This is a genomic window from Sphingomonas sp. YR710, assembly GCF_900101455.1.
In the GTDB taxonomy this organism is placed as follows: domain Bacteria; phylum Pseudomonadota; class Alphaproteobacteria; order Sphingomonadales; family Sphingomonadaceae; genus Rhizorhabdus.
On the sequence record NZ_FMZJ01000016.1, the window covers coordinates 72867 to 97962 of the forward strand.

Annotated in this window: 32 protein-coding genes and 2 tRNA genes; 21 read left to right on the plus strand and 13 right to left on the minus strand. The window is 62.1% G+C overall.

Translation table 11 applies throughout. The features are described 5' to 3' along the window. Nucleotides 1-2 precede the first annotated feature (2 nt). Both recR and def read left to right on the plus strand, forming a co-directional pair. Nucleotides 3-599 carry a recombination mediator RecR gene (recR, locus tag BLS13_RS16895; RefSeq protein ID WP_093453878.1) on the plus strand — a complete coding sequence of 199 codons (597 nt, stop codon included), beginning with the start codon at nucleotides 3-5 and terminating at the stop codon, nucleotides 597-599. Nucleotides 600-636: 37 nt separating this feature from the next. Further along, nucleotides 637-1170 (plus strand): peptide deformylase, encoded by a 534-nt coding sequence (gene def, locus BLS13_RS16900; RefSeq protein WP_093453879.1) that lies wholly within the window; start codon nucleotides 637-639, stop codon nucleotides 1168-1170. Between the two features lie 131 nt (nucleotides 1171-1301). Here def and BLS13_RS16905 read toward each other — a convergent pair whose 3' ends face one another. Beyond that, nucleotides 1302-1544 (minus strand): hypothetical protein, encoded by a 243-nt coding sequence (locus BLS13_RS16905; protein WP_037523200.1) that lies wholly within the window; start codon nucleotides 1542-1544, stop codon nucleotides 1302-1304. A gap of 201 nt (nucleotides 1545-1745) precedes the next feature. Continuing rightward, nucleotides 1746-2159 carry an RrF2 family transcriptional regulator gene (locus tag BLS13_RS16910; RefSeq protein ID WP_093453925.1) on the minus strand — a complete coding sequence of 138 codons (414 nt, stop codon included), beginning with the start codon at nucleotides 2157-2159 and terminating at the stop codon, nucleotides 1746-1748. 146 nt (nucleotides 2160-2305) lie between these two features. Between BLS13_RS16910 and BLS13_RS16915 the strand changes: the two genes are divergently transcribed. Beyond that, nucleotides 2306-2382 (plus strand) — tRNA-His (locus BLS13_RS16915). 96 nt (nucleotides 2383-2478) lie between these two features. Further along, nucleotides 2479-3528, plus strand: coding sequence for a Glu/Leu/Phe/Val family dehydrogenase (locus BLS13_RS16920; protein ID WP_093453881.1), 1050 nt, complete (start codon nucleotides 2479-2481; stop codon nucleotides 3526-3528). 6 nt (nucleotides 3529-3534) lie between these two features. Here the strand turns inward: BLS13_RS16920 and BLS13_RS16925 are convergent, their stop codons facing one another. After that, a complete protein-coding gene (locus tag BLS13_RS16925) occupies nucleotides 3535-4455 on the minus strand; it encodes a DMT family transporter (RefSeq protein WP_093453883.1) in 921 nt (306 codons plus the stop codon). Nucleotides 4456-4577: 122 nt separating this feature from the next. Between BLS13_RS16925 and ccmC the strand changes: the two genes are divergently transcribed. From ccmC to BLS13_RS16970, 10 genes are all read left to right on the plus strand, one after another. Beyond that, entirely contained in the window at nucleotides 4578-5294 is a 717-nt protein-coding gene (gene ccmC, locus BLS13_RS16930; RefSeq protein ID WP_093453927.1) for a heme ABC transporter permease CcmC, read from the plus strand. Beyond that, nucleotides 5291-5440: a heme exporter protein CcmD gene (ccmD, locus tag BLS13_RS20455; protein ID WP_143011992.1), complete on the plus strand. Its 150-nt coding sequence runs from the start codon at nucleotides 5291-5293 to the stop codon at nucleotides 5438-5440. Before ccmC ends, ccmD begins: the two co-directional genes overlap by 4 nt. Beyond that, complete coding sequence (ccmE, locus tag BLS13_RS16935) at nucleotides 5437-5871, plus strand: cytochrome c maturation protein CcmE (protein ID WP_093453884.1); 435 nt, start codon at nucleotides 5437-5439, stop codon at nucleotides 5869-5871. Before ccmD ends, ccmE begins: the two co-directional genes overlap by 4 nt. After that, nucleotides 5868-7796, plus strand: coding sequence for a heme lyase CcmF/NrfE family subunit (locus BLS13_RS16940; RefSeq protein WP_093453886.1), 1929 nt, complete (start codon nucleotides 5868-5870; stop codon nucleotides 7794-7796). The genes ccmE and BLS13_RS16940 overlap by 4 nt, the downstream gene beginning before the upstream one ends. Further along, a complete protein-coding gene (locus tag BLS13_RS16945; protein WP_093453887.1) occupies nucleotides 7793-8320 on the plus strand; it encodes a DsbE family thiol:disulfide interchange protein in 528 nt (175 codons plus the stop codon). The genes BLS13_RS16940 and BLS13_RS16945 overlap by 4 nt, the downstream gene beginning before the upstream one ends. Nucleotides 8321-8454: 134 nt before the next feature. Continuing rightward, complete coding sequence (locus tag BLS13_RS16950; protein ID WP_256325940.1) at nucleotides 8455-8835, plus strand: cytochrome c-type biogenesis protein; 381 nt, start codon at nucleotides 8455-8457, stop codon at nucleotides 8833-8835. Further along, complete coding sequence (locus tag BLS13_RS16955; RefSeq protein ID WP_256325941.1) at nucleotides 8835-9455, plus strand: tetratricopeptide repeat protein; 621 nt, start codon at nucleotides 8835-8837, stop codon at nucleotides 9453-9455. The genes BLS13_RS16950 and BLS13_RS16955 overlap by 1 nt, the downstream gene beginning before the upstream one ends. Before the next feature lie 66 nt (nucleotides 9456-9521). Then, the gene (locus BLS13_RS16960; protein ID WP_093453930.1) at nucleotides 9522-9998 is read left to right on the plus strand and encodes a low molecular weight protein-tyrosine-phosphatase; all 477 of its coding nucleotides are present in this window, start codon (nucleotides 9522-9524) and stop codon (nucleotides 9996-9998) included. Beyond that, nucleotides 9995-10198: a fructosamine kinase family protein gene (locus BLS13_RS16965; protein WP_093453890.1), complete on the plus strand. Its 204-nt coding sequence runs from the start codon at nucleotides 9995-9997 to the stop codon at nucleotides 10196-10198. The genes BLS13_RS16960 and BLS13_RS16965 overlap by 4 nt, the downstream gene beginning before the upstream one ends. 95 nt (nucleotides 10199-10293) lie before the next feature. Next, nucleotides 10294-10662 (plus strand): VOC family protein, encoded by a 369-nt coding sequence (locus tag BLS13_RS16970; RefSeq protein WP_093453892.1) that lies wholly within the window; start codon nucleotides 10294-10296, stop codon nucleotides 10660-10662. Between the two features lie 70 nt (nucleotides 10663-10732). Here the strand turns inward: BLS13_RS16970 and ald are convergent, their stop codons facing one another. Then, nucleotides 10733-11827 (minus strand): alanine dehydrogenase, encoded by a 1095-nt coding sequence (ald, locus tag BLS13_RS16975; RefSeq protein ID WP_093453893.1) that lies wholly within the window; start codon nucleotides 11825-11827, stop codon nucleotides 10733-10735. A 133-nt stretch (nucleotides 11828-11960) separates the two neighbouring features. Here ald and BLS13_RS16980 point away from each other — a divergent pair, with 133 nt between their 5' ends. The 3 genes from BLS13_RS16980 (at nucleotide 11961) to BLS13_RS16990 (ending at nucleotide 15021) form a co-directional block, all read left to right on the plus strand. Continuing rightward, the gene (locus tag BLS13_RS16980) at nucleotides 11961-12401 is read left to right on the plus strand and encodes an Lrp/AsnC family transcriptional regulator (protein ID WP_176943647.1); all 441 of its coding nucleotides are present in this window, start codon (nucleotides 11961-11963) and stop codon (nucleotides 12399-12401) included. A 164-nt stretch (nucleotides 12402-12565) separates the two neighbouring features. Beyond that, nucleotides 12566-14494: a potassium transporter Kup gene (locus BLS13_RS16985; RefSeq protein ID WP_093453896.1), complete on the plus strand. Its 1929-nt coding sequence runs from the start codon at nucleotides 12566-12568 to the stop codon at nucleotides 14492-14494. A 32-nt stretch (nucleotides 14495-14526) separates the two neighbouring features. Beyond that, nucleotides 14527-15021, plus strand: a complete 495-nt coding sequence (locus BLS13_RS16990; RefSeq protein ID WP_256325942.1) for a 2'-5' RNA ligase family protein — start codon at nucleotides 14527-14529, stop codon at nucleotides 15019-15021. On the opposite strand, the gene BLS13_RS16995 is transcribed toward BLS13_RS16990, so the two are convergent. Both BLS13_RS16995 and BLS13_RS17000 read right to left on the minus strand, forming a co-directional pair. After that, a complete protein-coding gene (locus BLS13_RS16995; RefSeq protein WP_093453898.1) occupies nucleotides 14990-15397 on the minus strand; it encodes a DUF3775 domain-containing protein in 408 nt (135 codons plus the stop codon). The genes BLS13_RS16990 and BLS13_RS16995 overlap by 32 nt on opposite strands. 78 nt (nucleotides 15398-15475) lie before the next feature. After that, on the minus strand, nucleotides 15476-16705 hold the full coding sequence (locus BLS13_RS17000; protein ID WP_093453899.1) for an NAD(P)/FAD-dependent oxidoreductase: 1230 nt from the start codon (nucleotides 16703-16705) through the stop codon (nucleotides 15476-15478). Between the two features lie 130 nt (nucleotides 16706-16835). On the opposite strand from BLS13_RS17000, the gene BLS13_RS17005 reads away from it, so the two are divergent. Then, a tRNA-Met gene (locus BLS13_RS17005) sits at nucleotides 16836-16912 on the plus strand. Between the two features lie 249 nt (nucleotides 16913-17161). On the opposite strand, the gene BLS13_RS17010 is transcribed toward BLS13_RS17005, so the two are convergent. Together BLS13_RS17010 and BLS13_RS17015 are read right to left on the minus strand one after the other, a co-directional pair. Continuing rightward, entirely contained in the window at nucleotides 17162-17563 is a 402-nt protein-coding gene (locus BLS13_RS17010) for a hypothetical protein (protein WP_093453901.1), read from the minus strand. 1 nt (nucleotide 17564) lies between these two features. Continuing rightward, nucleotides 17565-17969, minus strand: coding sequence for a hypothetical protein (locus BLS13_RS17015; RefSeq protein WP_093453902.1), 405 nt, complete (start codon nucleotides 17967-17969; stop codon nucleotides 17565-17567). Between the two features lie 264 nt (nucleotides 17970-18233). On the opposite strand from BLS13_RS17015, the gene BLS13_RS20460 reads away from it, so the two are divergent. Together BLS13_RS20460 and BLS13_RS17020 are read left to right on the plus strand one after the other, a co-directional pair. Then, on the plus strand, nucleotides 18234-18896 hold the full coding sequence (locus BLS13_RS20460; RefSeq protein ID WP_143011993.1) for a hypothetical protein: 663 nt from the start codon (nucleotides 18234-18236) through the stop codon (nucleotides 18894-18896). Nucleotides 18897-19238: 342 nt separating this feature from the next. Then, nucleotides 19239-19850, plus strand: coding sequence for a DUF3800 domain-containing protein (locus BLS13_RS17020; RefSeq protein WP_093453904.1), 612 nt, complete (start codon nucleotides 19239-19241; stop codon nucleotides 19848-19850). Nucleotides 19851-20039: 189 nt separating this feature from the next. On the opposite strand, the gene BLS13_RS17025 is transcribed toward BLS13_RS17020, so the two are convergent. The 5 genes from BLS13_RS17025 to BLS13_RS17045 form a co-directional block, all read right to left on the minus strand. Beyond that, a complete protein-coding gene (locus BLS13_RS17025) occupies nucleotides 20040-20504 on the minus strand; it encodes a hypothetical protein (protein WP_093453905.1) in 465 nt (154 codons plus the stop codon). Then, on the minus strand, nucleotides 20501-20902 hold the full coding sequence (locus BLS13_RS17030) for a hypothetical protein (protein WP_093453907.1): 402 nt from the start codon (nucleotides 20900-20902) through the stop codon (nucleotides 20501-20503). The genes BLS13_RS17025 and BLS13_RS17030 overlap by 4 nt, the downstream gene beginning before the upstream one ends. Before the next feature lie 294 nt (nucleotides 20903-21196). Next, complete coding sequence (locus tag BLS13_RS17035) at nucleotides 21197-21535, minus strand: hypothetical protein (protein WP_093453908.1); 339 nt, start codon at nucleotides 21533-21535, stop codon at nucleotides 21197-21199. Then, nucleotides 21532-24021 (minus strand): hypothetical protein, encoded by a 2490-nt coding sequence (locus tag BLS13_RS17040; RefSeq protein ID WP_093453910.1) that lies wholly within the window; start codon nucleotides 24019-24021, stop codon nucleotides 21532-21534. Before BLS13_RS17040 ends, BLS13_RS17035 begins: the two co-directional genes overlap by 4 nt. Then, nucleotides 24018-24350: a hypothetical protein gene (locus BLS13_RS17045; RefSeq protein ID WP_093453911.1), complete on the minus strand. Its 333-nt coding sequence runs from the start codon at nucleotides 24348-24350 to the stop codon at nucleotides 24018-24020. Before BLS13_RS17045 ends, BLS13_RS17040 begins: the two co-directional genes overlap by 4 nt. Before the next feature lie 203 nt (nucleotides 24351-24553). On the opposite strand from BLS13_RS17045, the gene BLS13_RS20465 reads away from it, so the two are divergent. Next, the gene (locus BLS13_RS20465; protein ID WP_143011994.1) at nucleotides 24554-25078 is read left to right on the plus strand and encodes a hypothetical protein; all 525 of its coding nucleotides are present in this window, start codon (nucleotides 24554-24556) and stop codon (nucleotides 25076-25078) included. The last annotated feature ends 18 nt before the right edge of the window (nucleotides 25079-25096 follow it).

Consider the following 25096-nt stretch of genomic DNA (forward strand, 5'->3'; position numbering starts at 1 on the left):
ATATGGCATCTCCCGAAATCGAGGCGTTGACGCAGGCGCTTGCCAGACTGCCCGGGCTGGGGCCGCGATCGGCGCGCCGTGCGGTACTGCACCTGCTGAAAAAGCGCGACAGCACGATGGTTCCGCTGCTGCGCGCGCTCGAACTGGTCAACGAACGGCTCACATCGTGCCATGTCTGCGGCAATGTCGACACGCACGATCCCTGTGCGATCTGCAGCGACCCGCGCCGCGATGCACGGATGCTGTGCGTGGTTGAGGAGGTCGCCGATCTCTGGGCGCTCGATCGCGCGCGGCTGTTTCCGGGGCGTTATCATGTTCTCGGGGGCCGGCTGTCGGCACTCGAAGGCGTGCGGCCGGAAGATCTGACGATCGATGCGTTGGTGCGCCGCATCGCCGAAGGCGGGATCGACGAGGTCGTGCTCGCCACCAACGCGACGCTGGAGGGGCAGACGACGGCCCATTATGTCGCCGATCGGCTGGAAAGCTTCCCGATCCGGCTTACCCAGCTCGCGCATGGTCTGCCGGTCGGCGGCGAGCTCGATTATCTCGACGAAGGAACGCTGGCGCAGGCGTTACGTGCGCGTCGACCCGTTTCCTGACCTTGACGAGCCACTTGCAAATTCCTAGCTGATCGCGATGGCCCTATTACCGATCCTCGAGGCTCCGGACCCCCGGCTGCGCACGATTTCCGCTCCCGTCGAGGCTGTGGACGACGATCTGCGCACGCTGATCGCCGATATGTTCGAGACAATGTACGACGCACCCGGCATCGGGCTGGCCGCGATCCAGGTGGGGGTGCCCAAGCGCCTGCTCGTGATGGATTTGCAGGAAAAGGAAGATGCGGAGGGCAAGCCGGTTCGGCGCCCGATGGTCTTCATCAATCCTGAGTTGTTCGATCCGTCCGAGGAATATTCGGTTTATAGCGAAGGCTGCCTGTCGGTGCCCGACCAATATGCCGATGTCGAGCGTCCGGCCGTCATCCACGCCCGTTGGCAGGACGAGCATGGCGGTGCGCATGAAGAACGCCTCGAAGGTCTGCTCGCGACTTGCCTCCAGCACGAGATCGACCATCTCGAAGGCATATTGTTCATCGACCATCTCTCGCGATTGAAACGCGACATGGTGATGAAAAAGCTCGAAAAGGCCCGCCGCGCCAACCGCGCCGCGTAATTTGTTCCGCCCGGCCTCGCGAACCGCAGTGCGGTAGCCCGGAATAGAGACTGGCAAGAATCAAAACGGGCGCTCCGTTTCCGGGGCGCCCGTTCATGATTGCGGTGCACTATTTCGGTGCTGCCGCAATTTTACTTCTTCTTGGCTGCGTCGACGACGTTGTCCGCCGCTTCGTGCAGTGCATCCGCGGCATTGTCGTAGTTCGCGGCGGTCGCGTCATTGGCGGTCTGGTCAGCTGCTGCTGCCAGCGTATCCGCCTGGTTGTCCAACGCCGCAGCGGTGTTCTCGGCGGCATTTTCCACCGGAGTAGGCTTGTTGCAGGCGGCCAGAGACATCAGGCCGGCGGCGGCGAGAACAAAGCTAAGCTTCTTCATGCGAGCAGCTCCCATTAGCATTTTCAAGGCACGGCCCGAACGCCGACCCTGCCGCTGACATAACGTTACGACTCGGGGCGTCAATAAAAAATCCCGAATGATTTGAAGGCGTAACGACTTTATGCGTCGATCCGAGGCTGAAGTTTTTCTCGATTCCGATGGAACTTTTCAGCGAGTTTTGCGTGTGTCCCGGCTTCCCGATCAGACGGCCACGTGTTCGGCGAGCGACAATTTATCGAGAATGTTCGCCGTTTCATCGCGCACCGACAACATTACTGCGCGCAGCCGGCAGGAGACTTCGTCGACACAATTTTCGCACGGCGCATAGGCCAGCCGCGCGGCACAAGGCACGAGGGCGAGCGATCCGCGGGTCGCGCGGACGATATCGCCATAGGTGATTTCGCCGGGCGGCCGCGCCAGCCAATAGCCGCCTTCCTTGCCGCGCATCGTATCGACGAAGCCGGCCCGCTTCATCTCCGACAATATGACGGTAAGGAATTTTGCGGGAATGTTCTGCGCTTCGGCGATCTCGCCGAGCTGGATGGGACCCTGGCCATAGCGATCGCCAAGATGCAGCAAGGCTCGTATTGCATATCGGGTTCGTTGAGAAAGCACAGGCGTCTTCTGTAGCCTTGCCGCGACAGAGGCAAGCCAAACCGTCATATTTGTCTCGGGCCTGCGACGATGTTTGCTTGACGCTTGGGGGGGGCACTCCTTATGAGCGCCGCATCGTACCGCCGAAGACGGCGGACGCCTGTGTGGCGATCGTAGCTCAATTGGTTAGAGCGCCGGTTTGTGGTACCGGAGGTTGCGGGTTCAATCCCCGTCGATCGCCCCATTTCCTTCCGTGAAACGACGGAGATGATCCGCGCTGGCTATTCGCGAAGAATAATATTATTACGCGATCACGTAATCAAATTTCTCGAGACTCGCGATGACAGCCCCCTGGAACTACCCCGATTTTGATGATCATGAAGGCGTGCATCTGTTCCGAGATGCCGCGTCGGGCCTGACCGCGGTCATTGCCGTCCACTCGACTCATCTCGGGCCGGCGGCCGGCGGCACGCGCTTCTGGCATTATCCCGATCCAGCCGACGCGATCACCGACGCCTTGCGGCTATCGCGGGGCATGAGCTTCAAGAATGCCATGGCGGGCCTGCCAATGGGCGGGGGCAAGGGCGTCGTGCTCGCCGATTCGGCGCGGATCAAGACGCCTGAAATGCTGGCGGCATTCGGCCGCGCGATCGATTCGCTGGGCGGGCGCTATGTCACCGCCGAGGACGTTGGGATGACCGACGCCGACATGGTGGCGATCGCGCGGGAAACGCGACACGTTTCCGGCCTTCCGGTGGCGGCGGGACACGCGGGCGGCGATCCCGGGCCGACGACGGCCTATGGCGTCTATCTCGGCGTGAAGGCCGCGATTCGTCGCGGGTTGGGCAAGGATAGCGCGCAGGGCGTACATATTGCGATCCAGGGCGTGGGTAGCGTCGGTGGCGGGCTGGCGCGGCTGTTGGCCGCCGATGGCGCGAAGCTGACGATTACCGATGCCGACATGGCGCGCGCGATCCGGATGGCAGCCGAGATTGGTGCCAAGCATATTTCTCCATCGGAGATCATGGGGATCGAAGCGGACGTGCTGAGCCCGTGCGCACTGGGCGCGATCCTGACCGAAGAGTCGATCGTCGGATTGCGGGTGCCGATCGTGGCCGGCGGCGCGAACAACCAGCTGGCGACGCAGGCCGATGCGGATCGGCTGCATGCGCGCGGGATTCTCTACGCGCCCGATTATGTGATCAATGCCGGTGGCATCATCAACGTAGCGCTCGAATATCTGGGCCACGGCGATCGTGCCGAGGTGGAGGCGCGGGTGGCAAGGATTCCCGAGCGGCTGGAACAGATCTGGGCCGAAAGCGCCGCCACCGGCGCGCCTGCGGCGACGGTTGCCGATCGCATGGCCATGCGGCTGATCGGCCGGGGCTAATCGCATTCACTCGATCGGCAGCGTTGACGCCAGCCTTTCAAGATGGAGCCGGCGCTCGCGTAGCGCGGTATAAAGGCCGCTGGCGCTGATCAGCGCCGCGCCCGCCAGCGTGTTCATGGTGGGAACGCTGGCCCAGACCACCCAACCGAGCAGGCTGGCCCAGATGATCTGGGTATAATCGAACGGGGCCACCACCGATATCGGCGCGACCCGTAGCGACATCGTCATCAGCAATTGCGCGCTGGCCCCGAATATCGCGGCGATAATGAGGATGATCGTGGTCATGCCTCCATGGGCATGCCCGTAGAAGATCATACCGATGCCGCTCACGATGGCGCAGACAAAGAAGAACCAGAAGACGATCGCGCCCGGATGTTCGGTGCCGCCGATCTGCCGGATGGTGATGGCCACGCCCGCCGTCCCCAGCGCGCTCAGCAAGGCGAACATGATGCCCGTATGCGACAAGGCATCGCCGCCCGGCCGCACCACGATCGCCACGCCGATGAACCCCAGCAGCACCGCACCCCAGCGATGGATGCCAACCTTCTCGCGCAGAACGAGCGCGGACAATATCGTCGCCAATATCGGGGCGGTGAAGCCGATCGTCGCGGCGTCGGCCAGCGGCAGCAGGATCAGCGCATTGAAATAGGTGAGAATGCCCGTCAGGCCGATCAGCGATCGGACGAGATGCGCGCCGGGCCGCCGGGTCCGGATCGCGCCGATACCCGGGCCCAGGGTGAGCCAGATCAGCACCACGGGCATGCCGAACAGCGACCGATAGAACAGCATTTCGATCGCGCTGACGCCATCGGCGCTCGCATATTTCAGGCAGGCGCTCATCGTCGCAAAGCACGCCACGGACAGGCAGCGCAGGAGAATCCCGCGGCCCTGATGCGTGTGTCGTTCGTTCTGGCTTCCGGCGGACATGGCGGTACTTTGGCAGTATGGCGCGGAAAATCGCGGCTGTGTGAGCCCATGGAGCGCTTTGATCCCTGCCGCAAGCTGTGCCGGCTTCCCTGTCATCAAAAGCTGCTCTATTGCGCTCCACCGTGCATATCTTCGCCAATCCCAACCGGTTCCTTTCGATCGCCCGTCCATTGACGCCATATTGCGGCTGGATCGGGGCCTTGTTGGTGGCTGTCGCGATCGTTTCGGGGCTGTTCATCACGCCGCCCGACTATCTGCAGGGCGAAAGCGTTCGCATCATGTACGTCCATGTGCCGGCCGCCTGGCTGGCGATGGCCGGCTGGAGCGGAATCGCGATCGCCAGCCTGATGCAGCTCGTCTGGCGCCACCCGCTGGCCAGCGTCGCGGCGCGCGCGGTGGCGGTGCCGGGCGCGTTGTTCGCCGCGATCTGTCTGATGAGCGGATCGATCTGGGGCCGCCCGACCTGGGGTACCTGGTGGGAATGGGACGGTCGGCTGACCTCGATGCTGATCCTGTTCTTCCTCTATCTGGCCTATATCGCCTTGTCGTCGGCGGGTGCCGAGCGCGGTGCGAGCGACCGGATCTCGGCGATCTTCGGCGTCGTCGGCGCGGTCAATATCCCGATCATCCATTATTCGGTCTTGTGGTGGCGGACGCTCCATCAGGGGCAGAGCATCAGTATGCAGGGATCGACGATCGATGGATCAATCCTGTGGCCGTTGCCGATCTCGCTACTGGGCTTCAGCCTGCTATTTGCTGCGATCGTACTGATGCGGATGCGGGCGTTGCTCGCGCAGGCACGGGTCGACGCGCGGCTGAAGCGGATGGCGACCGAATGAACCACTGGCCGTTCATTGCCGCCGCTTATGCGCTGACGATCGTCGGCACGGTCGGCATATTCGTGCAAAGCTATGTCGCGATGCGTCGCGCCGAGAAGCAGGCCGATGCGCTGACCCGCCGGCGGGAGAGCGGGGAGCGGACATGAAAGCCAAGAATCAGCGTCTCATCCTGGCGTTGCTGGCGGTGGTCGCGATCGTCGGCGCGGCGTTGCTCGCCATGTCCGCGCTCAAGGATCAGGCGGCCTATTTCTATACACCGAGCGATGCCAAGCGCGATCATGTCGAGCCGGGCCGCGCGGTCCGGCTGGGCGGAATGGTGCAGAAGGGCTCGATCCGGCGGCACGGTGATGGCGTGACGATCGATTTCGTCGTCACCGATAATGCCGAGACGGTGCCGGTGCGGTTCAAGGGGATCGTGCCCGATCTGTTCAAGGAAGGATCTGGCGTGGTTGCCGAGGGCAAGTTCCAGCCCGATCAGAGCTTTGTCGCCGACAATATCCTCGCCAAGCATGACGAACGCTATATGCCACCGCAGATCGCGGGTGAGATGCACAAGACGGAGAGCCTGAAAAAATGATCGCCGAAGCCGGGCTTGCCGCTCTGTGGCTCGCCGCCGCGCTCGCGGCGCTGCAACTCCTGCTGGGGGCGATGGCGGTGTCGAGCCAGCGCGTCGATCTGCTGGCAACCGTTCGGCCGGTGGCGATGGTGCAGGCGGTGCTGACCTCGATCGCCTTCGTCGCGCTCATCTATTGTTTCGTGACGGTCGATCTGTCGGTGGCTTTGGTCGCCGCCAACGACGCTTCGACCAAGCCGTTGCTCTACAAATTCGCGGGCACATGGGGGAACCATGAAGGCTCGATGCTGATGTGGGTGACGATCCTGGCGGTCGCCGGCGGCGCGGTTGCGATCTTCGAGCGCCGGCTGAACGAGCGCACGCTGATCGCGACCTTGGCGGCGCAGGCGGCGATCGGGCTGGGCTTCTATGCCTTCCTATTGTTCGCGTCGAACCCGTTTGCGCGGCTGAATCCGGCGCCGGCCGAAGGGCAGGGGCTCAATCCCCTGTTGCAGGACCCCGGCCTCGCCTTCCATCCGCCGACGCTCTATCTCGGCTATGTCGGCCTTTCGATCGCTTTCTCGTTCGCGGTCGGGGCTCTGGTGACCCGCGATGTCGGCGCGGCTTTCGCCAAAGCCATGCGGCCCTGGGTTCTGGGCGCGTGGATCTTGCTGACGCTCGGCATCACCGCCGGCAGCTATTGGGCCTATTACGAGCTGGGCTGGGGCGGCTGGTGGTTCTGGGATCCGGTCGAGAATGCCTCGCTGATGCCGTGGCTTGCGGCGACCGCTCTGCTCCATTCGGTGACGGTGCTCGCCACCCGCGATGGCCTGCGCGCGTGGACGGTGATGCTGGCGGTGGTCGCTTTCTCGATGAGCATGGTCGGCACTTTCCTGGTGCGATCGGGCATATTGACGAGCGTCCATGCCTTCGCAGTCGATCCGCGCCGCGGCAGCTTCATCCTGGCGCTGCTCGCGATCTATATTGGCGGCGCGCTGGCATTGTTCGCGTTGCGGGTTGGCACGGTGCGCGAAGGATCGCGTTTCGAGGCGGTGAGCCGCGAAGGTGCGCTGGTGGTCAACAATCTGCTGCTGTCGGCGGTGCTCGGCGTGGTGCTGGTCGGCACGCTTTATCCGCTGATGGCGGAAGCGGTTACCGGCGAGAAGCTCTCGGTCGGTCCACCATATTTCAATGCTGCGGCGGGTCCGCTCGCGCTGATCCTTATGGTGGTGATGGCGGCTGGCCCGATGATGAAGTGGCGGCGCGACGATCTCAAGCCGCTGGCCACGCGCCTTGCTGTGCCGGCGCTGGTGGCGGCGCTGGTGCTGCTCGCGGTCAAGGCGCTCGCGCCACCGATCGGTATCCTTCCGCTGCTCGGCCTGATCGCGGCGGCCGGCGTCGGGCTGGCGAGCCTCGCGCCGCTGTGGAAGCGTAACCTGCGCCGCACGCCCTTTTACATCTGGGGGATGGTGATCGCGCATCTCGGCATCGCCGTCAGCCTCGGCGGGATGGCATCGGAAAGCGCCTTCACCAAGGAGACGCTGGTGGCAGCCAGGGTGGGTGAGACGCACAATGTCGGCCCCTACACCGTCCATCTCGAGGATGTGCAGCCGGTGGCCGGTCCCAATTATACCGCCGTCGAGGCAACCGTGATCGCCCGACGCGGTGCCGGCGATCCGTTCACGCTGAAGCCGCAGACCCGCATGTTCCCGTCGCCACAGACCGAAACCAACGAATCGGCGATCCGCACCGTGTGGGACGGCCAGCTCTACGTTGTCGTCGGCAAACCCGACGAGCAGGGCCGTTGGCAGCTCCGCTTATGGTGGAAGCCATTCGTTACTTTGATCTGGGCGGGTGGCGCGATGGTGGCGTTCGGCGGCTTCCTGGCGCTGATCGGGCGGGTCCGGCGCGAGATGCGGCACGCGCCGCAGCGGGCTTATTATATATGAAGAAGCTGATCATCTGGCTGCCGCTGGCCTTGTTCGTCGGTTTCCTGATCGTGTTCGCGGGCGGGCTGATCAATCCGGAGAGTCGCACGATCCGGTCGCATCTGGTGGGCAAGCCGATGCCGGCGTTCGTGCTGGCGCCAGCGATCCCCGGCAAGCCCGGCCTGTCGAGCGTCGAACTGGCCGATGGCAAGCCGCATCTGGTGAACATCTTCGCGAGCTGGTGCATTCCCTGCGCCGCCGAAGCGCCGCAGCTCATCCAGCTCGCGCGGGCCGGCGTGCCGATCTACGGGGTCGCGATCCGCGACCGCCCGGAAGATCTCGGTCGTTTTCTCGCCCGTAACGGCGATCCGTTCCGTGCGATCGGCGGCGATCCGAACAGCGGCGTGCAGATCGCTTTGGGATCGTCGGGCGTGCCCGAAACCTTCGTGGTCGACGGCAAGGGCATCATCCGGCTCCAGCATATCGGCGATATACGACCCGAGGAGGTGCCCGGGATCATGTCGGCGCTGGCGGCGGCACAATGATGCATTCTCAACCCGTCATCCCCGCGAAAGCGGGGACCCATAGGTCCGTAGCGCGAAGCAACGGCGCGAGGGCGTTGCCGGTCAAAGCTCGGATTCGGAGCCTCTGGGTCCCCGCTTTCGCGGGGATGACGATGATGTGCGCGTGGCCATTGCTCGCCGACTCGCTCATGCCGGCCGCACGCTACGCGAACGAGCAGCTTCCCGATCCGAAGCAGGAGGCCGAGGCGAGGGCGCTGATGTTCACCCTGCGCTGCCTCGTCTGCCAGGGCCAGTCGATCGCAGATTCCGACGCCGAGATGGCGGGCGACATGCGCTCGCTGGTCCGCACCCGGATCGCGGCCGGCGAGAGGCCCGAGGCGATCCGCAAGTGGCTGATCGAGCGCTATGGCGATTGGGTGAGCTTCAAGCCGCCGGTCGACCGGATGACATGGCCGCTCTGGGCGTTGCCGATCATCTTCCTCCTCTTCGGGCTGTGGCTCATGCGAGGGCGTTTCAAGCCGAGGAGCAAGCGCTGATGGGCTGGCTGATCTTTATCGTGCTGGCATTGGCGACCGGCGGGGTGCTGTGGCGCTTCGGCCGCTTGCCCAAGGGAACGCTCGAACTGGTGGGTGCGGCCCTGTTCTTCGCGGTGGCGGGCTATGCCTGGCAAGGCAGCCCCGGCATGCCGGGCAAGCCGACCCCGCCACCCGCCGATGCGCATGTGCCAGACAGCGAATTCGCGATCGAGCGGACCAAGCTGCTCGGCCAGTTCGGCCGCGACGCCGATATATTGGGCGCCGCCGATGCCTTTCACCGGCAGGGGCTCAACCTCTACGCGATCGGCCTGATCAAGGGGGCGCTGGAGCGCAACCCGAAGAGTGCCGATTTGTGGGTCGGCCTCGGCAATGCGATGGTGATCCATGGCAGCGGCATGATGTCGCCAGCGGCCCAGCTCGCCTTCGAACGGGCGGCGGCGATCGCCCCCGATCATCCCGGCCCGCCGTTCTTCATGGGGCTGGCTTATGCCCAGGCCGGCCAGCTCGATCGCGCGGAGCAAATCTGGCGCGGCCTGCTCGATCGCAGCCCCAAGGATGCGCCGTGGCGTACCGATGTCGAGCAACGGCTCGCCGAAATCGAGCAGATGAAGGGGCAGTAGCACGGGTCGGGCCGTTGATTGCCTGGCGGCCTCTTTGCGCCGGTCGATTCATGCTATGCATTGATCATGTCCCGTACCGCTCCGCTGCCTGCCATCCTCTTCGTCTGCCTCGGCAACATCTGCCGTTCGCCGCTGGCGGAGGCGGCTTTGCGAGCGCGGGCGGTTGCGGCAGGGCTTGAACTCGATATCGATTCCGCCGGGACCGGCGACTGGCACGTCGGCGAACCGCCGGACCGGCGCGCCCGTGCGACCGCGCGCCGCCACGGGATCGACATCAGCGGTTATCGCGGCCGACAGGTTCAGGCCGAGGATTTTCGGCGCTTCAGCCATATCTTCGCGCTCGATCACACCAACCTGTCCAACCTCCGGCGGCTCGCGCCGGCCGATGCGACGGCGCGGCTGGGGTTGCTGCTCGACATGGTCGATGGACTGGCGGGGCAGGCCGTCGCAGATCCTTATTATGGCGGCGAAGATGGCTTCGAGATCACCTGGCAGCAAGTCGATGCCGCGGCGGCGGCTATTATTGACGAACTGTACCGATGATGCCGATCGCCGATCGGGTCGCGATGCTGACGCTGTTCGATCATCCGCCGCCGGATTTCTTCGAAGCGTTGGGGCTCGAGGCTGGCTGGCGCGAACGGCAGCCGATCTACCGGCTGTGGCCGCTGCTCGTGCATCTGCGGCTGTTCGGCAGCGGCTATGCCGGATCGGTGTCAGGCGCGCTGCGATCGCTGGGCGTTTGATCGGAGCGGCATGACGGTTTGGTGAATAAGGCTGTTGGCCTTGCGGGCGGCGCTGCTATCGTTTCCGGCGATAATGATCATGAGGGAGATGCACGATGATCAGCTACATTACCGTCGGTTCCAGTGACTTCGCGAAGTCGGTGCCCTTTTTCACCGAGCTGCTGGCGACCCAGGGGGTCAGCAAGATGTTCGACAATCCGAAGGGCGGTGCGGGGTTCGCGAAGGATGGCAAGCTGGTGCTGGGGGTGGTCAAGCCGTTCAACGGTGAAGCTGCCACGGTGGGTAACGGTACGATGATCGCGCTCGATATGCCCAGCCGCGAGGCGGTCGATGCGTTCCATGCGAAGGCGCTGGAACTGGGCGGATCGGACGAAGGCGCGCCAGGCGAGCGTGGGCCCGGCTATTACATGGCGTATTTTCGTGACCCGGATGGCAACAAATTCTGCGCCTGCAAGCTGGGATAGAATTTCGATAGCCCGCAGGCGTCAATTTGCGGAATGACGCCTGCGGGATTTTAAGCGGCTCCAGCCGGATTTAGTTCAGGGGCAGTCCCAGCGCTTCCGCCACCGCGCGATGCCGGATCTTGCCGCCCGACACGTTCAGGCCCGCCGCCAGATGCGGATCGGCTGCCATCGCCGCCTCGGCACCCATATTCGCCAGCCGCAAAGCGAACGGCAGGGTCGCGTTGTTTAGCGCGAAGGCGGAGGTGCGCGCGACAGCGCCGGGCATGTTCGCAACGCAATAATGGATCACGCCTTCCTCGACGAAGACGGGATCGTCGTGCGTCGTCGCGTGCGACGTTTCGAAACAACCGCCCTGATCGATCGCGATATCGACGATCACCGAGCCGCGCTTCATCGTCCTGAGCATTTCGCGGGTGACGAGCTTGGGCGCGGCGGCGCCCGGCACCAGCACTGCGCCGATCACCAGATGGGCCTTGGATACGGCGGCGGCGATCGCGGCCTTGCTGGCATAGGCCGTCTTGATCTGGCTCGAAAAGAACATGTCGAGTTCGGCGAGCCGATCATTGCTGATATCGTAGATCGTGACGTCGGCGCGCATGCCGACCGCCATCTGGGCGGCGTTGACGCCGGCGATGCCGCCGCCGAGGATCGCAACCCGTGCAGGCGCCACGCCGGGTACGCCGCCCAGGAGCACCCCGCGCCCGCCCTGTTCCTTTTCGAGATAATGCGCGCCCACCTGAATCGACATGCGACCGGCGACTTCGGACATCGGCTTGAGCAGGGGCAGCGAGCGATTTGGCGAGGTTACGGTTTCATAGGCGATGCAGGTCGCGCCCGATTGCATCAGCCCCTCCGCCTGCGGCTTGTCGGCCGCGAGGTGAAGATATGTGAACAGCAGGTGGCGGGGCTCGAGCAAGGCGATTTCGGACGGCTGCGGTTCCTTCACCTTCACGATCATGTCGGCACTGGCAAAGACGGCGGGGGCATCCGGCAGGATCGTTGCGCCCGCATCGACATAGTCCTGATCGTCGAAATCGATACCCGATCCGGCCTGTGTCTGGACGAAGACCTGATGGCCGGCGGCCGCCAGCTCGGCGACCGAGGCTGGAGTCAGCCCCACACGATATTCGTGATTCTTGATCTCCTTCGGAACGCCGACTCGCATGATGAACTTCCTCAAATTCTGTACCGGGAGAATAACATCCGGGAGGCGTCGGAAGTTCGCAAAGATGTGTTCCACGAAGGCTGTTATTGCAAGAATCTTGTGCAAAAGTTGATATATTGCAATATTATCCTGTATGGACCCGATTGACCGCAAAATTTTGAGCGAACTTCGCCGTGATTCGAGTGTTACCGGCGAACAGCTCGGGGCGCGGGTGGGGCTGTCGCCCTCGGCGGCCCATCGCAGGGTCAAGGCATTGGAAGAGGCGCGGCTGATATTGGGCTATCGGGCGCGATTGTCGGCCGCCGCGCAAGGCAATCCATCGACGGTGTTCGTCTCGGTCACCCTGATCGATCAGCGGCAGGCGACGATGATGGCGTTCGAGGCGGCCCTGGCCCGGACGGCACAGGTGGCGGAGGCCCATCTGATGAGCGGTGAATCCGATTATCTGATCAAGGTATTGGTGCGGGACGACGACAGTTACGAACGGGTCCATCGCGAAATCCTGTCGGCGCTGCCGGGGGTACACCGATTGGTAACCCAATTTACGATACGAACTCTGGCGGCGGGTGATTGATCGCAAGCTTGTACGTTTCGCTGAAATAAGGGCGGTTGTTCGTTGCGGCGCTGCGGAACTAATGCTAGCGCCCGCCGCTATGTCGCCGGTTGGGGAAGCTGGCGCCAAGGAACACATATGGCGGGTATGGCGAAGTCCATCGCGCGATGAGCGGCGATAGTAACATGAAAGAGGCGCCCGATGCGGCGGCCGGGCGCAGCGCGGTCGTGCCTTATTCGCATGTCCATGGCAGCATGCCACAGCTTGTGGTTGGTGCGGTGGGCATCGTGTTCGGTGATATCGGCACCAGCCCGCTTTACGCATTTCGGGAAACCTTTGCCGGCCATCACCCGCTGGTGCCCGATCAGCTCCATATTCTGGGCGTATTGAGCCTAATTTTCTGGTCGATGATGCTGGTCGTCACGATCAAATATGTCGCGATCATCATGCGCGCCGACAATAAGGGAGAAGGCGGCAGCCTGGCGCTGCTGGCGCTGATCAATCGAAAATCTGAAGGCAAGCGCTGGACGAAGGGCATCGTCCTGCTCGGCGTGTTCGCGACGGCGCTCTTCTATGGTGACAGCATGATCACGCCGGCCATTTCGGTGCTGTCGGCGGTCGAGGGGCTGACCACCGTCGAGGCCGGATTCCAGCCGCTCGTGCTGCCGATCGCGGTCGGCATCCTGATTGTCCTGTTCGTGATTCAGGCGCGGGGCACGGCTAAGGTCGGGCTGTTGTTCGGCCCGATCATGCTAGTCTATTTCGCGGTGCTTGCGGTGCTGGGCGTCGTCCATATCGTCGGCAACCCCTATGTGCTGATCGCGCTCAATCCCTGGTATGCGTTGCAATTCTTCCTGGCCGAAGGGCGCATGGCGTTTCTGGCGATGGGATCGGTGGTATTGGCGGTGACGGGAGCAGAGGCGCTCTACGCCGATATGGGCCATTTCGGGCGCAAGCCGATCTCGATTTCCTGGCTGTTCTTCGTCCTGCCGGCGCTGATGCTCAATTATCTGGGGCAGGGCGCGATGATACTGTCGCAGGACATGGCGACCGCCATGCACACGATTCATAACCCCTTCTTCCTGCTGGCACCCGCCAGTCTGCGGCTGCCGCTCGTCATCCTTGCGACGATGGCGACGGTGATCGCCAGCCAGGCGGTGATCTCGGGCGCATTTTCGGTCACGCAGCAGGCCATCCAGCTCGGTTTCATCCCGCGTCTGCGCATCAATCATACCAGCGCCGGCGCCATCGGGCAGATTTACATCCCCACGATCAACTGGGCGTTGATGGTGATGGTGATCCTGCTGGTGGTTTCGTTTCGTTCGTCGACCAACCTGGCTGCGGCTTATGGCATCGCGGTTACCGGTGCGATGGCGATCGACACCTGCCTGCTGGCGGTGGTGCTCGTCCATTTGTGGCGCTGGAACAAGCTGCTGGCCGGCGCGCTGATCGCCATATTCGGCCTCGTCGATCTCGCTTATTTCGGTGCTAATCTCACCAAGGTGCCCGATGGCGGATGGTTCCCGCTGCTTGTGGGCTTCATCGCCTTCACCCTGCTGACGACCTGGGCACGGGGTCGCGCGTTGATGATCGATCGCATGCGCGAGGTGGCCATGCCGGTGAAGGTGTTTGTGCAGTCGGCCGTCGGTTCCGCGACCCGCGTGCCCGGCACCGCCGTGTTCATGACGTCGACGGCGGAGGGCGTGCCGCATGCGCTGCTCCACAATCTGAAGCACAACAAGGTGCTCCACGAACGCGTCATCCTGCTCACCGTCCGGATTGCCGACATGCCCTATGTCGCCGAGGAAAATAGGATGGACTTCGATGATCTGGGGCAAGGCTTCTACCGCCTGATCATCCATTATGGCTTCATGGAAGATCCCGATGTGCCGGCGGTGCTCGCCCGTACCAAGAAATGCGGGGCGGACTTCCGGATGATGGACACCAGCTTCTTCCTGGCCCGGCAGACCTTGTTGCCGTCATCGCGGCCGGGCATGGCAATCTGGCGCGAAAAGCTCTTTGCCTGGATGCTGCGCAACGCGGAAAGTGCGATGGAGTTTTTCAAGTTGCCGACCAACCGGGTGGTCGAGCTCGGCAGTCAGGTCGAGATCTGACGGTCGCTGCACCGATCATCGTTGCCGCCATATTGGGCCCGGCCGATTTCGCCTGGCTCGATGCGCAGCGAACGGCGCATTTTCCGGCTGACCGCAATGTCTTGCCGGCCCATCTGACGCTGTTCCATCACCTGCCGCCATCGGCCTGCGACGAACTGCTGCGGCTGCTGAAAGGCGAGGTGCGCGGCATGGCGCCGGTTGCGCGGATCACCGGACTGATCTCACTGGGGCGCGGCGTGGCCTATCTGGTGGCTAGCGATGGCCTGGAGGTCATTCGCGACCGGATCGCCGCTGCCCTGAAAGGGCAGCTCACGCCGCAGGACAATGCCCCCTGGCGCCCGCACGTAACGATTCAGAACAAGGTCCCGCTTCATGATGCCCGCGCGCTGCGCGAGGCGCTGGCGCCGGACTTTCGGCGGAGACCGCTGACGATCGCCGGTCTCGCCGCATTCTATTATCGTGACGGCCTGTGGGAACCGATTGCGGACTATCGCTTCAATCGATCTGTCCGATCCCCTCGCAACTGAGATCGAAGGCCGCGAGGCCGGCGTCGAGATAGCCGGCGAGCAACGGCATTTCCTGCAGCTCGTCGATCACCGCCTGGCGGTCATCCTCGTTCGCGGCCTCCAACGCCTCGTCCCATTCGCTGGCATCGAACGTGCCGCGACCGATCAATGCCAGCGCATAGATGTCGGCAAGCTCGTCGTCGCCAAGATCTTCGAGGAGGGCCGCAATTTCCTCCTCGATCGCCTCATTCGCCTCATCCTCCAGCACCGCATAAGGATCGTCGGTATCGGTGGGATCGGGTTCGCCATCGGCCTCGATCGCGGGCACCTGCGCTTCCATTTCGCGGGAGCGCACGATCAGGCGACAGATTGTATCAAGGGAGACCGTCAGTTCCATGCTTGCGATCCTTTGTCCCAGACTATCATGCGGGATTCTGGCTGCCAACGTGGCGAATGGCGCGACGGTTCCCCCGGATCAGGCCGGTATCAGCGATTTCAGCGCAACCTCCGGATTGGCCAGATCGTCGGCTGAAGGCGCCAGCTTGCCGGTGACGAGCGCGCGACCCTGAACATAATCCTTGGTGGCATTGACGCAATCGAGGGCCAGGACCTGCCCGTCACGCAGATAGATGACCGAAAAGCTGCGGGTCGCGGGATCGCCGCGCACGATCGCCGTATCGAAGCCGATCGACAGGCCCACGGTCTGCAGCCGCAGATCATATTGATTCGACCAGAACCAGGGCACGGCATGATAAGGGGCGGGATTTCCGGTGATCGCCTTGGCCACCACCGTCGCTTGATCATTGGCGTTCTGCACCGATTCGAGCCGGATGCGCGCGCCATCGGCAAAGGCATTGGCATGCATTGCGCAATCGCCGATCGCATAGACATCGGGCAAGGTTGTACGGCAGAACTCGTCGACGTCGACGCCGTTGCCGCCCGCTGCACCGGCCGCGATCAGCGGCTCGACCGCCGGTATGATGCCGATGCCGACGATCACCATATCGGCAGGGAGAATCGTGCCGTCGTGCATGCGCACGCCGGTGACGCGGCCATTCTCGCCGACAATGCAATCGACCTTCGCACCCAGTTGGATTTCGACACCATGGGCACGATGTTCCGCCTCGTAGAAGCGCGACAGCGGCTCGCCGGCCACCCGCGCCAGCACCCGGTCCATCGCTTCGAGCACGGTCACATGCTTGCCGAACTTTGAGAGCACGGCGGCTGCTTCCAGCCCGATATAGCCGCCACCGATCACGACGACCCGGTTCGTCGTCGCGAGTTCGCCGAGCATCCGATCGGCATCGGCGCGGGTGCGCACGCCGTGAACGCCCGTGAGCTCCGCGCCGCCGCATATGAGCTGGCGGGGGCTGCCACCGGTCGCCCAGACGAGAATCCCATAATCGATGGTCGATCCGTCGCCGAGCGTTACGCTATGGCTTGCGGGATCGACCGATACGACGCGGCGGCTCAACAGCAGGTCGATGTTCCGCTCCGCCCAGAACTTTTCCGGGCGAATCAATATGCGGTCAAAGCTCTTCTCGCCGGAGAAATATTCCTTCGAGAGCGGGGGGCGCTCATAAGGCGGATCGGGTTCGTCGCCGAGCAGTGCAACCGAGCCTTCGAACTTGCTCTGGCGCAACGATATCGCGACCTGCGCACCGCCATGCCCCGCACCGACAATAAGGACGTCATACCGCGCCAATTCCGAATCTCCCCAGCCATTTCTTTCGAGTCGAGGGCTCTCTATCGGCTCCTGCCGATTTGTACCAGTTGACCGAGATCAAAGCCCTGCCTATAGGCCGCCTCCACCGCTTCGGCGGGCTCCTTGATGGGGCGGAGTAGCTCAGCTGGTTAGAGCAGCGGAATCATAATCCGCGTGTCGGGGGTTCAAGTCCCTCCTCCGCTACCAAGGTTTTCCAAGGGAAATCATGTAGTTAATCGGCGTTCGGTCGCGCCGCGGGCGTGCGGCGCCTATTATCCTAGATTCTCCGGTTTTATTGGGGTTTGTCCCGCTTTATCCGCGTGTCGCGGGAACTCGACGCAGCACAGATGCAGCAAATGTTCCTTCTTTGTCCTGCTGAGAATCGTACGCAGATCCGAAAAAGGGCGGAGCATCGCTGCCCCGCCCCGTCGTACGGTGGTTTTCACGACTGCTGTGTTAGCTTCTCCGCTTCTCCAGCTCATCTATGGCGTTATAAAAGTCGTACTGTTCTCCGATGGTCGTCGCCCGCAGTCTCCGCATGGTCGCGATTGCTTGGATATGGGCCTTGCGCCCCACGACGGCACCGGGGGCCAGTTGCTCCATGGCTTTCTGTTGAGTGTCGGGATCCGCCAACGCAAAAAGAGCAGAGGCGATCAGCAGGGCGGGAGTCTGTTCGATTCCCATGATCGTCTCAGCGTCCCCCATGACGGCACGGACGCGGGGATTTATGTAGCGCTCGCGAAACACGCTGGCCTGCTTTGCCTCATATCCAGCGGCCCGCTGCTCCTTGAAGCGATGGTTGTTTGGCTTGCGAGGCGCTGCGGTGGGCAAGCGGACGACGTTCGAGGGGGCGTCCATGTCAGTTCGCCCTTCCCGCGAGCACATCCCGCGCCATGAGTTTGACGAGGCAGTTGTCGGTGGTGTCGTCCATGTCGTGCAGATCCCGCGGGTCAGACATGAACAGCAGCGTAAGCGCCTTCGCACGGACCATGACGTTGCCAGGGCTGACCGGGAGCGCTTCAACCTGCCGATAGGCCGCCGACGCCGCGTCGCTGAGCCGATCGGCCCCCGCTTCGTCGAGATTCCACATATCGAGGCGGCCCTTCCAATCGATCAGGCGGTCAAGCTCCTGCTCCAGCGAGCTTTGGAGTTCGGCCGATGCTGGTGCGGCGGCGACGAGCGGCGCGATTGCGAGCCCGCCGATGATCGAGCGACGCGAAGGGTTGGCCGGGGCAGCGCCCGGCTGTAAGGTGGTGATAGCCATGATCGTTCATCCTTCGAACGGTTGCGGACAAAGCCGGGGGCGAGGGGCCTAATCCTCAATCCCGGCTTGCTCTACGTATCCTACGGATTGCCTACGGTGTCAACGGGTGATACGTAGGAATTATGAGCAAGGCAAAGTCAGGTCGTTTTGAGATGGTCACTCCGCCCGGATGGATGGAGACGATCGACGAATGGCGCCGCAAGCAGCCGGATCTACCTCCGCGCGCCGAAGCTATCCGCCGGCTCGTCGAGAAGGGGTTGGCGAGTGAATGAGGGCCAGCCCAGTATATTAACCGCGCTGCGACCAATACTTTCATTTACGATAGATATAACGTCTATTGTTTTGCTATTCGGTTTCGTTGCATCAGTTGTCATTAACTCAACAATTTTTGGAAGCTGGGGAATTAATTTTCTTTTGGTGGCATCTCCGCAAGATGTTCTCATGTCTGGGCTGTTTGTCTCGATGTGGTGTGCTCTGCCGACAATCCCATTTGTTATAGCGTTGGCGCTTGCGATTAAATATAGGCCGGACGGGAAGAAATGGCGGCCCTACATAAGGCTTAGCGTGGTCACCGTTGCATTGATTGCTATCCCGATTATCATATTCGCGGCAGCCAGCGCTCGTTATCGTCAGGGCTTTATCGGCATGCCGCTCTATATCGTTGACAAGGAAGGTGAACGAGGCAGGTGCGGAATTAAAAGGGTACTGTGGATCGGCGAACGGACTATTGTTTCCGAGTGTGAAACCAAAAGTATCATAGTTATGTATGGTGCGGAAAACATAAAATTTGCCGGAAAATCAGAACTGGATGGCATTGATTTTTTGCCAACTGCTGCTTCGGCAACTTCGGATACTACAACTTCATCCTGTGACCATTTCGGAATCGGAACCATCATGACCGGAAAAAACGAATGCACTGTACGCTAAGGATATAATATACTCGTCGAATGGAATGTGTTTGGATGCGACACTGCGACCATCGGCCCAAGTCGCACGATCAGAGCGCAAGCTTTTGAAGCTTCTGCTCTGCCATTGAGCGCTGCCTTCGGAGGGCAGAGGAAGATGGTAGTCCCGTAGGACTCAAACCCACAACCTAGCTGAACCCGCAACCTCCGGTACCACAAACCGGCGCTCTGACACCTGCGATGTCAACACAGTGCTCTACCGCGGCGGCCCGCATTGCGAATGCGAGGGGATACCTGATCACCACCGGCAACCACAGCGCGACGCCCCTTGCCCTTGATTCAACTCAAGGTCACTAAGCTATCTATGTTGGTTTTTATCGATGAAAGTGGCGATTCTGGATTTCGGCTTGGGGAAGGCTCGACCGACGTTTTTGCGGTCGCGATGGTCCTATTCGCGGATCATGCGGAGGCGGGCCGCACTGCCGACGCAATCCAGGCGCTTCAGGCGCAGTGGCGCGTGAAGCCGGAGTTTAAGTTCAGCAAAGCCAGCAACGACGTCCGAGACGCCTTTTTCGCCGCGATCACGCCGTTTGCCTTCCGGGTGCGCGCGATCGTGGTGGAGAAGCAGCGGCTTCGGTCCATGCATCTTAAAACCGACAAGGAGGCCTTCTACCGCTTCTTCGTCAAATCCATGATCAAGTTCGACAACGGACGGCTAACGGATGCGCGCGTCGTCATAGACGGGAGCGGAGAACGGACCTTCCGGCGCGACCTCAACGCGCACCTCCGCAAGCACGCGGGTCCGGGCGCCATTCGGGATGTGCGAATGAAGGACTCGCGCGGCGATCCACTGATACAGCTCGCCGATATGTGCGTGGGCGCGATTGGGCGTTCCTACCGAGCTGATCGACCAGACGCCGGCCGCTGGCGAGCGATGCTGGCGCGCAAGTTGGATGATATATGGACATTCAAGTGAGGGTTGCGCTCTCTCGTCCTATCCTGCCGATCGGCAGGAACGCACGCCATACGGCGACAGTTCGGAGCGAGAGAGCGACTTGGCAGCTTCGATATACGCATGAGGCGTAAAAATTCAACTCTATGGTTGGGATTCTCCGCGACCCTCTCGGTGTAAACGAGATGCTCTACCAACGGGGGCGATGCGGTCCTACTGAACGGTCCCCTCAACCGGGAAAGTGAGCGCCGCCATCCGGGCGGCCTCGCGCTTAAGGCGGGTGGCCGCATCCGGCCCGATCGCTACCGTCACCTTCGGCGGCTGTTCGAAATGCCCCTCGGGGTTGCCGTGCTCGTCATAGCCGACCCATCCCTTCCCCTGGATCAGGAGCACGCTGCCGTTCGGATGAGTGCCGCTGATGACGATCTGCCCCTTCTGGCTCACCATGGACTCGGGATAGGTGCCATCTTCGACGTGGAACGAGAAATGATATTCGAGCCACTCTTCCCGCGTGGGATCGTCATGTTCGCCTCGGGTATTCCACGAGCGCCCCTCCCGGATCGATAGGGTTAGGCCATCCTCCACGATCGCGCCGCCCTTCTTCAGCGTCGCGACAATGCGCGCATCCGTCAGCAAATATTCGGTTTCCGTGTCGGGCCACGGAGTCGCGTCCGTCATTTCACGGCTCCCGGCTTGTCGTAATGCGCCATGAGCTTCGCCATCGCAGAATCCGCCAACTGCTGTCGCTCTTCATCGGATGACCAAGGGCATTCGGCAAGCGACGTCCAAGGCGGCACGTCGGTGCCATGGAAGAACGGGCCGGCCCAACTGTCTGTCATCGTCGCGTCTCGAAAGAAATTGAGATCCTCGGACTCGTCGGGAATGCTGGGGATCGGAATGGCCGGCCCGCTCATATATATCCCGCCGTTCGGCAGGGTGGTGAACTCGCAGGCGAATGCGTCGCAGCACTCGTCAACCAACTCCTCCAGCTCCGTGACGTTATCGGCGATAAACAGGCCCACGATGTCGTAAGGGTTCGGCTGATCGGCTTTCAGGCGGACAAGGTAGGTTGGCATGGCGCACCTCCATGATGGAGGCGGCAAGCTGCCACCGGCAGCGCGATCGGGCAAGCTACAGCGCAGCAATCAACATGCCCCATCTGGAAGTGTCAAAGAGCTTATATCGCCCGTGCACCGAGCAGGCGCCTATACAGGTGGTTGCGCTTGGTGGACGAAGTGTTGGTCGACCGTGCGGAATCGGTGCCTATGAAGTCTGCTCCTTAACCGATGGAGCAAGCGATGACAGATATTCCCCTCAATCTTCCCAAGCCGCTCGGCGATCCGAACTGGCCCCAGCCATCCCCACGACAATCAAACGGCGGGGGCGGACTGCACCGCCAGCTCCCGCGCCGCGATCTCCGCCAGCAAGCCGATACACAGCGTCATCGCCCAATCGTTGATCGCGTTCAGGCAATCCTCTTTCGATGCCACAGCCACAACGTGGGCGTCTGAGGCGGCCTTCTCGTGCTTCAGGAAGATCAGCTCCAGGCGCTCGATCACGCCGAGCGTCTCCGATAGCGGCCGATCTGGAAACAGGCGTGGTAGCGAGTAGATCAGCCGGCGCTCCACTCCTTCCCATTGCGTGCCGACCTTCTCACGAAGGTAAGGGACGGCATCCGCGTTACGCTCGGCGATCGTGGCCCCGGTCATCGGTGCCCGCCCCGGTGTGCTGCCATGCCGGCCGCTGCCACGCCGTGCTTGTTGTCCAGAAGCCATTTTGCGATGCTGGCCTTGTCCGTTGGGCCGTTGAAGGTAAGGTGCAGGTGCGTATCGCCACCGGAACCGCTGCCAGCCCCGTTCGCCCCGGCAGCCCCGTTATTGTTCGCCGGCATCCCGTAAGACGGCGAGGCGCTCGCTGGCAGGCTGAATTTGGGAACCGCGGCCAAGACGGCGCGCCATCCGCCAGCCTCGTTCGCCGGAATGATCATTTCGCCGCTGTGCACGGTTGCGAGCTGGTCTTTCGAGATATTCAGCGCGCCGACGTCGAAGGCGGGGACGGTCAACATGGTGCCGAACGAGCCTGCCGCCGCAGCCATGGCCGCGCCGAATTCAGGCGCTCCGAGATCGAGGGGGAATGGAGCCGCCGCCATCGACGCAACGCCACCAGCGCCCGCTATGGCGGCCTGTGTGGCGATCTCAGCCGCGCCGGCCGCCTTCGATGCAGCCCCGCCCATCAACAGCGTCGTGATGTGCGTAACGAGCCAGTTTTCCATGATCGTCGCCAGCGCGTTGCCGATCGCCTGCTGTAGTCCCTGCCACATGCCCTTGATCGAGGCGCCAAAGCCCTGCTGCAGGGTCAGCATCTTGCCGATATTCTGCCCCCAGGACGACGCAACCGATCCGATGGCGGTTCGCTCGATCTGTGTCCGCTGCAGGGCCGCGCGCTGCTCCAGCGCGGTACGATCGGCCTGATATTGGCGATCGAGCACGCGAAGCTGATTGTAGAGCGCCGCGCGCTTCACCCGCTCGCTTTCCGGTGTCGCGGCGATCTCACTGACGATCGCGACGCGCGCGGCGTCATACTTCGCCTTCGCGATGCGCTTCTCGTCCTCGATCAACTGGCGGGCGGTTTCGGCGCCCATTTGCCTGCGGAACTCGGCGTCGTGCTGTTCTTCCGACAGATCGATGTCACGAAGCTTCCGAATCGTCTCCGCAAGGTCGATCTCGATCTGCGCCTTATGCTGTGCGGCCTCCTGAGTGATCCGAACCTGCTCATCATAGGCCCGCTTATATTCGTCGGATTCCTTGCCGTGGATGCGCTTCATCTCGTCCGCAAATGCGATGGCGAGCGCGACGCGCTTCTCGTCATCGCCCTTCGCCAGATCGAGCTTGGTTTTCTCGTCTTCGAGCGCCTGGCGGTATGCCTCGCGTTCGGCCTTCGCCGCGGCGGCATTTTCGGCGCGGGTTTCGGACTTCGCCTTGCGGAGATCCTTTTCGGCCTGCTCTGCCTGATGCAAGGCTGTCGACGCGGCAGTCAGCTCGGCGCGGAATTTGGCTTGGCCCGCGGTATCCGTCTCAGCGATGTTCTTGCCCGACTCCTGCACCAGCGCCAGTTTGGCGCGGGCCTTCTCTGTTGCCGTGGTTGCCGTTGCGAGCGCAACCTGTAGCTCGATCGAGCGCGATACGCTGTGGTCGTGCTGCGTCGCCGCCTCCACGAGCTTCTTTTGGGCCTCGGTCGCGGTGCCGGCAGCAACCGCCGATCGGGCGATTTCCACCTGATTACCACGAAAGGACGCCGCTGAGGTTTGTGCGGCCTGGCTGAGCGTCAGGGTTGTATCGGCAAGTCTCTGCAGGCCGGTGTTTGCGGGGTTCGCCGCAGCGATCTCGCGAATCTTCTCATAGAGCGTGGCGACGTTGGTAAGCCCAGCCTTATACTTGCCGAGATAGTCTTGGATCTCCGCCTTGGCAGCCGCTGGAATGCCGGGATCGAATTTATAGCTGTAGCCACCGCCCTGCACCGTCTGCGGGTTGATACCCTTCTCCACGCCGCTGATCACGTTCCCGCGGTCGCTGCGGTAATCCTTCAGCTTGTCGTCCGTCTTTTTGCCTTCGTCGCGGGCATGCGCCAGCAGCCCCAGCGCCGTGACCTGTGCGTTGATCTTGCCGGTCGTCTTGTCGAGGTAGCTGGCAAGCTCGTTCTGGCGCTGCTTCATGGCTTCCGATGCGTCGGCACCTTCGAACAGCTTGCCGATCAGCGGCACGATCGCCGAGACGGCCAAAGAAACCGCCATGCCCCAACCCGACGACATGAACGCGCCGACCTTGCCAAGCGCGCCGCCGCTATATTCGGCAACCTCGGTCAACCGGCCCATTTGCTCCATGAAAATGTTCAGGACCGGCATACCCGCGGCATAGGAATCCGTCATCGATCGCACGGAATGTCGGAGCATTTCTTTCGCGACGTAGGCGTTTCCAGAGGCCTTCGCCTCGTCATTATGAGCGCGCGCCGTATTGCCGAGCGCGACGTTCATGTTCGCGAGCGCGGCGGTCGTCTGCTTGCTGGCATCGGCGAAGGTAGCGCCCATCTGTGCGACGATCGGGTTCAGGCCTTGGATTGAGCCTTTCGCCGCATCGGTGCCGGCTTTGACGCCTGAGGCATCAGCGACGATCAGGACTTTGACGGTATCGTCGCTCATGCGCTGGCTCCCGTCGCATCGATCCAAGCCCGGCCGGTCCAGAAGACGAGCTTGCTGATCGTCGTGTCGAGGTAGCGGAAGCCGGGCGGCAACGCCCCGCCCTGCTCCAGATCAACCGGCCGCTGCGCCGTCGTGCCGGTATGATCCGCGATCACGATCCAGCCGGCCGCCTTCAGATCGGTATAGTCGACCAAACCGCGGCCCACGATGACGGTCGCGCCGGTGTAGCTGCGCCCGTTCGTGATTGTCGCCGGGCCGCCTGCCAGGACAGAGGAAAACGCGATGACGTAGCGGCTGCCATCGGTTGCGTTAACTGCGGAATTCGGCATGGTGATCCCCCGTGAGAGCTGCCCGATATCAGGGCTCAACCATAGCCGAAAATCGACAGAAAACCTATATATTATCGTGCTTTAGCGTTGGCACGCAGTGGCACGTCAGGGCACACAGGGGCACAAACTTAAACGGTTTCAAATGATCGGGGAGGCGGGGGCCTCGCTTCTTTGATAACATAGTCAAAAGAATCGGGGGACATATGGCCATATTACTACAGGCGCTCATAACCGCGGCCTTGTCCGGGATCTTCTCAGGCCTATTGCTTTTTGGTTTGAATGAAAAACGCGATCGGCATGATCAGCGCCTCAAAAATATAATGGAAGCTGGCAGCGTTTTGGCTGAATGGTCCGAGATGGCAATCGCCTATTTTCACCGAGTGCACGACATCGCCTCGCGAAAAATATCCGTCCCGGATGCTCTTGCTGAAAATATGATTTATCTGAAAGAAATGCACAAGCATGACATGAAATTCCTGCTTATACTTAGTATATATGAGCCTGATTTGACACCTACGCATGCAGAAATGCAAAATGCTATATTCCCAATTTTAGATCCATTTACGAATGTTATTCACCGCACGCTGGAAAATGCCCCGTTGCCAGAGGAGGATATCAAAAAAGTGAATGAATTAACGCGGGATCTCATACTAGGTCGTAAACCCATAAACGGGAATTTCCGTATCTGCAGTGCCGCGCGGGTCAGAACCTTCGATAGCGAACCTTGATGCCGGTAGTCTTTGCCC

Bases quoted from the DNA above. Each gene is read 5' to 3' on its own strand.
- BLS13_RS16940 (WP_093453886.1), top strand. From the start codon at position 5,868: ATGATCGCCGAAGCCGGGCTTGCCGCTCTGTGGCTCGCCGCCGCGCTC.
- BLS13_RS16925 (WP_093453883.1), bottom strand. From the start codon at position 4,455: ATGTCCGCCGGAAGCCAGAACGAACGACACACGCATCAGGGCCGCGGG.
- recR (WP_093453878.1), top strand. From the start codon at position 3: ATGGCATCTCCCGAAATCGAGGCGTTGACGCAGGCGCTTGCCAGACTG.
- BLS13_RS16970 (WP_093453892.1), top strand. From the start codon at position 10,294: ATGATCAGCTACATTACCGTCGGTTCCAGTGACTTCGCGAAGTCGGTG.
- ald (WP_093453893.1), bottom strand. From the start codon at position 11,827: ATGCGAGTCGGCGTTCCGAAGGAGATCAAGAATCACGAATATCGTGTG.
- BLS13_RS20465 (WP_143011994.1), top strand. From the start codon at position 24,554: ATGGCCATATTACTACAGGCGCTCATAACCGCGGCCTTGTCCGGGATC.
- BLS13_RS16905 (WP_037523200.1), bottom strand. From the start codon at position 1,544: ATGAAGAAGCTTAGCTTTGTTCTCGCCGCCGCCGGCCTGATGTCTCTG.
- BLS13_RS17030 (WP_093453907.1), bottom strand. From the start codon at position 20,902: ATGCCAACCTACCTTGTCCGCCTGAAAGCCGATCAGCCGAACCCTTAC.
- BLS13_RS17035 (WP_093453908.1), bottom strand. From the start codon at position 21,535: ATGACCGGGGCCACGATCGCCGAGCGTAACGCGGATGCCGTCCCTTAC.
- BLS13_RS16920 (WP_093453881.1), top strand. From the start codon at position 2,479: ATGACAGCCCCCTGGAACTACCCCGATTTTGATGATCATGAAGGCGTG.
- ccmE (WP_093453884.1), top strand. From the start codon at position 5,437: ATGAAAGCCAAGAATCAGCGTCTCATCCTGGCGTTGCTGGCGGTGGTC.
- BLS13_RS16950 (WP_256325940.1), top strand. From the start codon at position 8,455: ATGTGCGCGTGGCCATTGCTCGCCGACTCGCTCATGCCGGCCGCACGC.
- BLS13_RS17045 (WP_093453911.1), bottom strand. From the start codon at position 24,350: ATGCCGAATTCCGCAGTTAACGCAACCGATGGCAGCCGCTACGTCATC.
- BLS13_RS17010 (WP_093453901.1), bottom strand. From the start codon at position 17,563: ATGGACGCCCCCTCGAACGTCGTCCGCTTGCCCACCGCAGCGCCTCGC.
- BLS13_RS17040 (WP_093453910.1), bottom strand. From the start codon at position 24,021: ATGAGCGACGATACCGTCAAAGTCCTGATCGTCGCTGATGCCTCAGGC.
- BLS13_RS17015 (WP_093453902.1), bottom strand. From the start codon at position 17,969: ATGGCTATCACCACCTTACAGCCGGGCGCTGCCCCGGCCAACCCTTCG.
- BLS13_RS16960 (WP_093453930.1), top strand. From the start codon at position 9,522: ATGTCCCGTACCGCTCCGCTGCCTGCCATCCTCTTCGTCTGCCTCGGC.
- def (WP_093453879.1), top strand. From the start codon at position 637: ATGGCCCTATTACCGATCCTCGAGGCTCCGGACCCCCGGCTGCGCACG.
- BLS13_RS16995 (WP_093453898.1), bottom strand. From the start codon at position 15,397: ATGGAACTGACGGTCTCCCTTGATACAATCTGTCGCCTGATCGTGCGC.
- BLS13_RS16965 (WP_093453890.1), top strand. From the start codon at position 9,995: ATGATGCCGATCGCCGATCGGGTCGCGATGCTGACGCTGTTCGATCAT.
- BLS13_RS17025 (WP_093453905.1), bottom strand. From the start codon at position 20,504: ATGACGGACGCGACTCCGTGGCCCGACACGGAAACCGAATATTTGCTG.
- BLS13_RS16985 (WP_093453896.1), top strand. From the start codon at position 12,566: ATGAAAGAGGCGCCCGATGCGGCGGCCGGGCGCAGCGCGGTCGTGCCT.
- BLS13_RS16980 (WP_176943647.1), top strand. From the start codon at position 11,961: ATGGACCCGATTGACCGCAAAATTTTGAGCGAACTTCGCCGTGATTCG.
- BLS13_RS16955 (WP_256325941.1), top strand. From the start codon at position 8,835: ATGGGCTGGCTGATCTTTATCGTGCTGGCATTGGCGACCGGCGGGGTG.
- BLS13_RS17020 (WP_093453904.1), top strand. From the start codon at position 19,239: ATGTTGGTTTTTATCGATGAAAGTGGCGATTCTGGATTTCGGCTTGGG.
- BLS13_RS16945 (WP_093453887.1), top strand. From the start codon at position 7,793: ATGAAGAAGCTGATCATCTGGCTGCCGCTGGCCTTGTTCGTCGGTTTC.
- ccmD (WP_143011992.1), top strand. From the start codon at position 5,291: ATGAACCACTGGCCGTTCATTGCCGCCGCTTATGCGCTGACGATCGTC.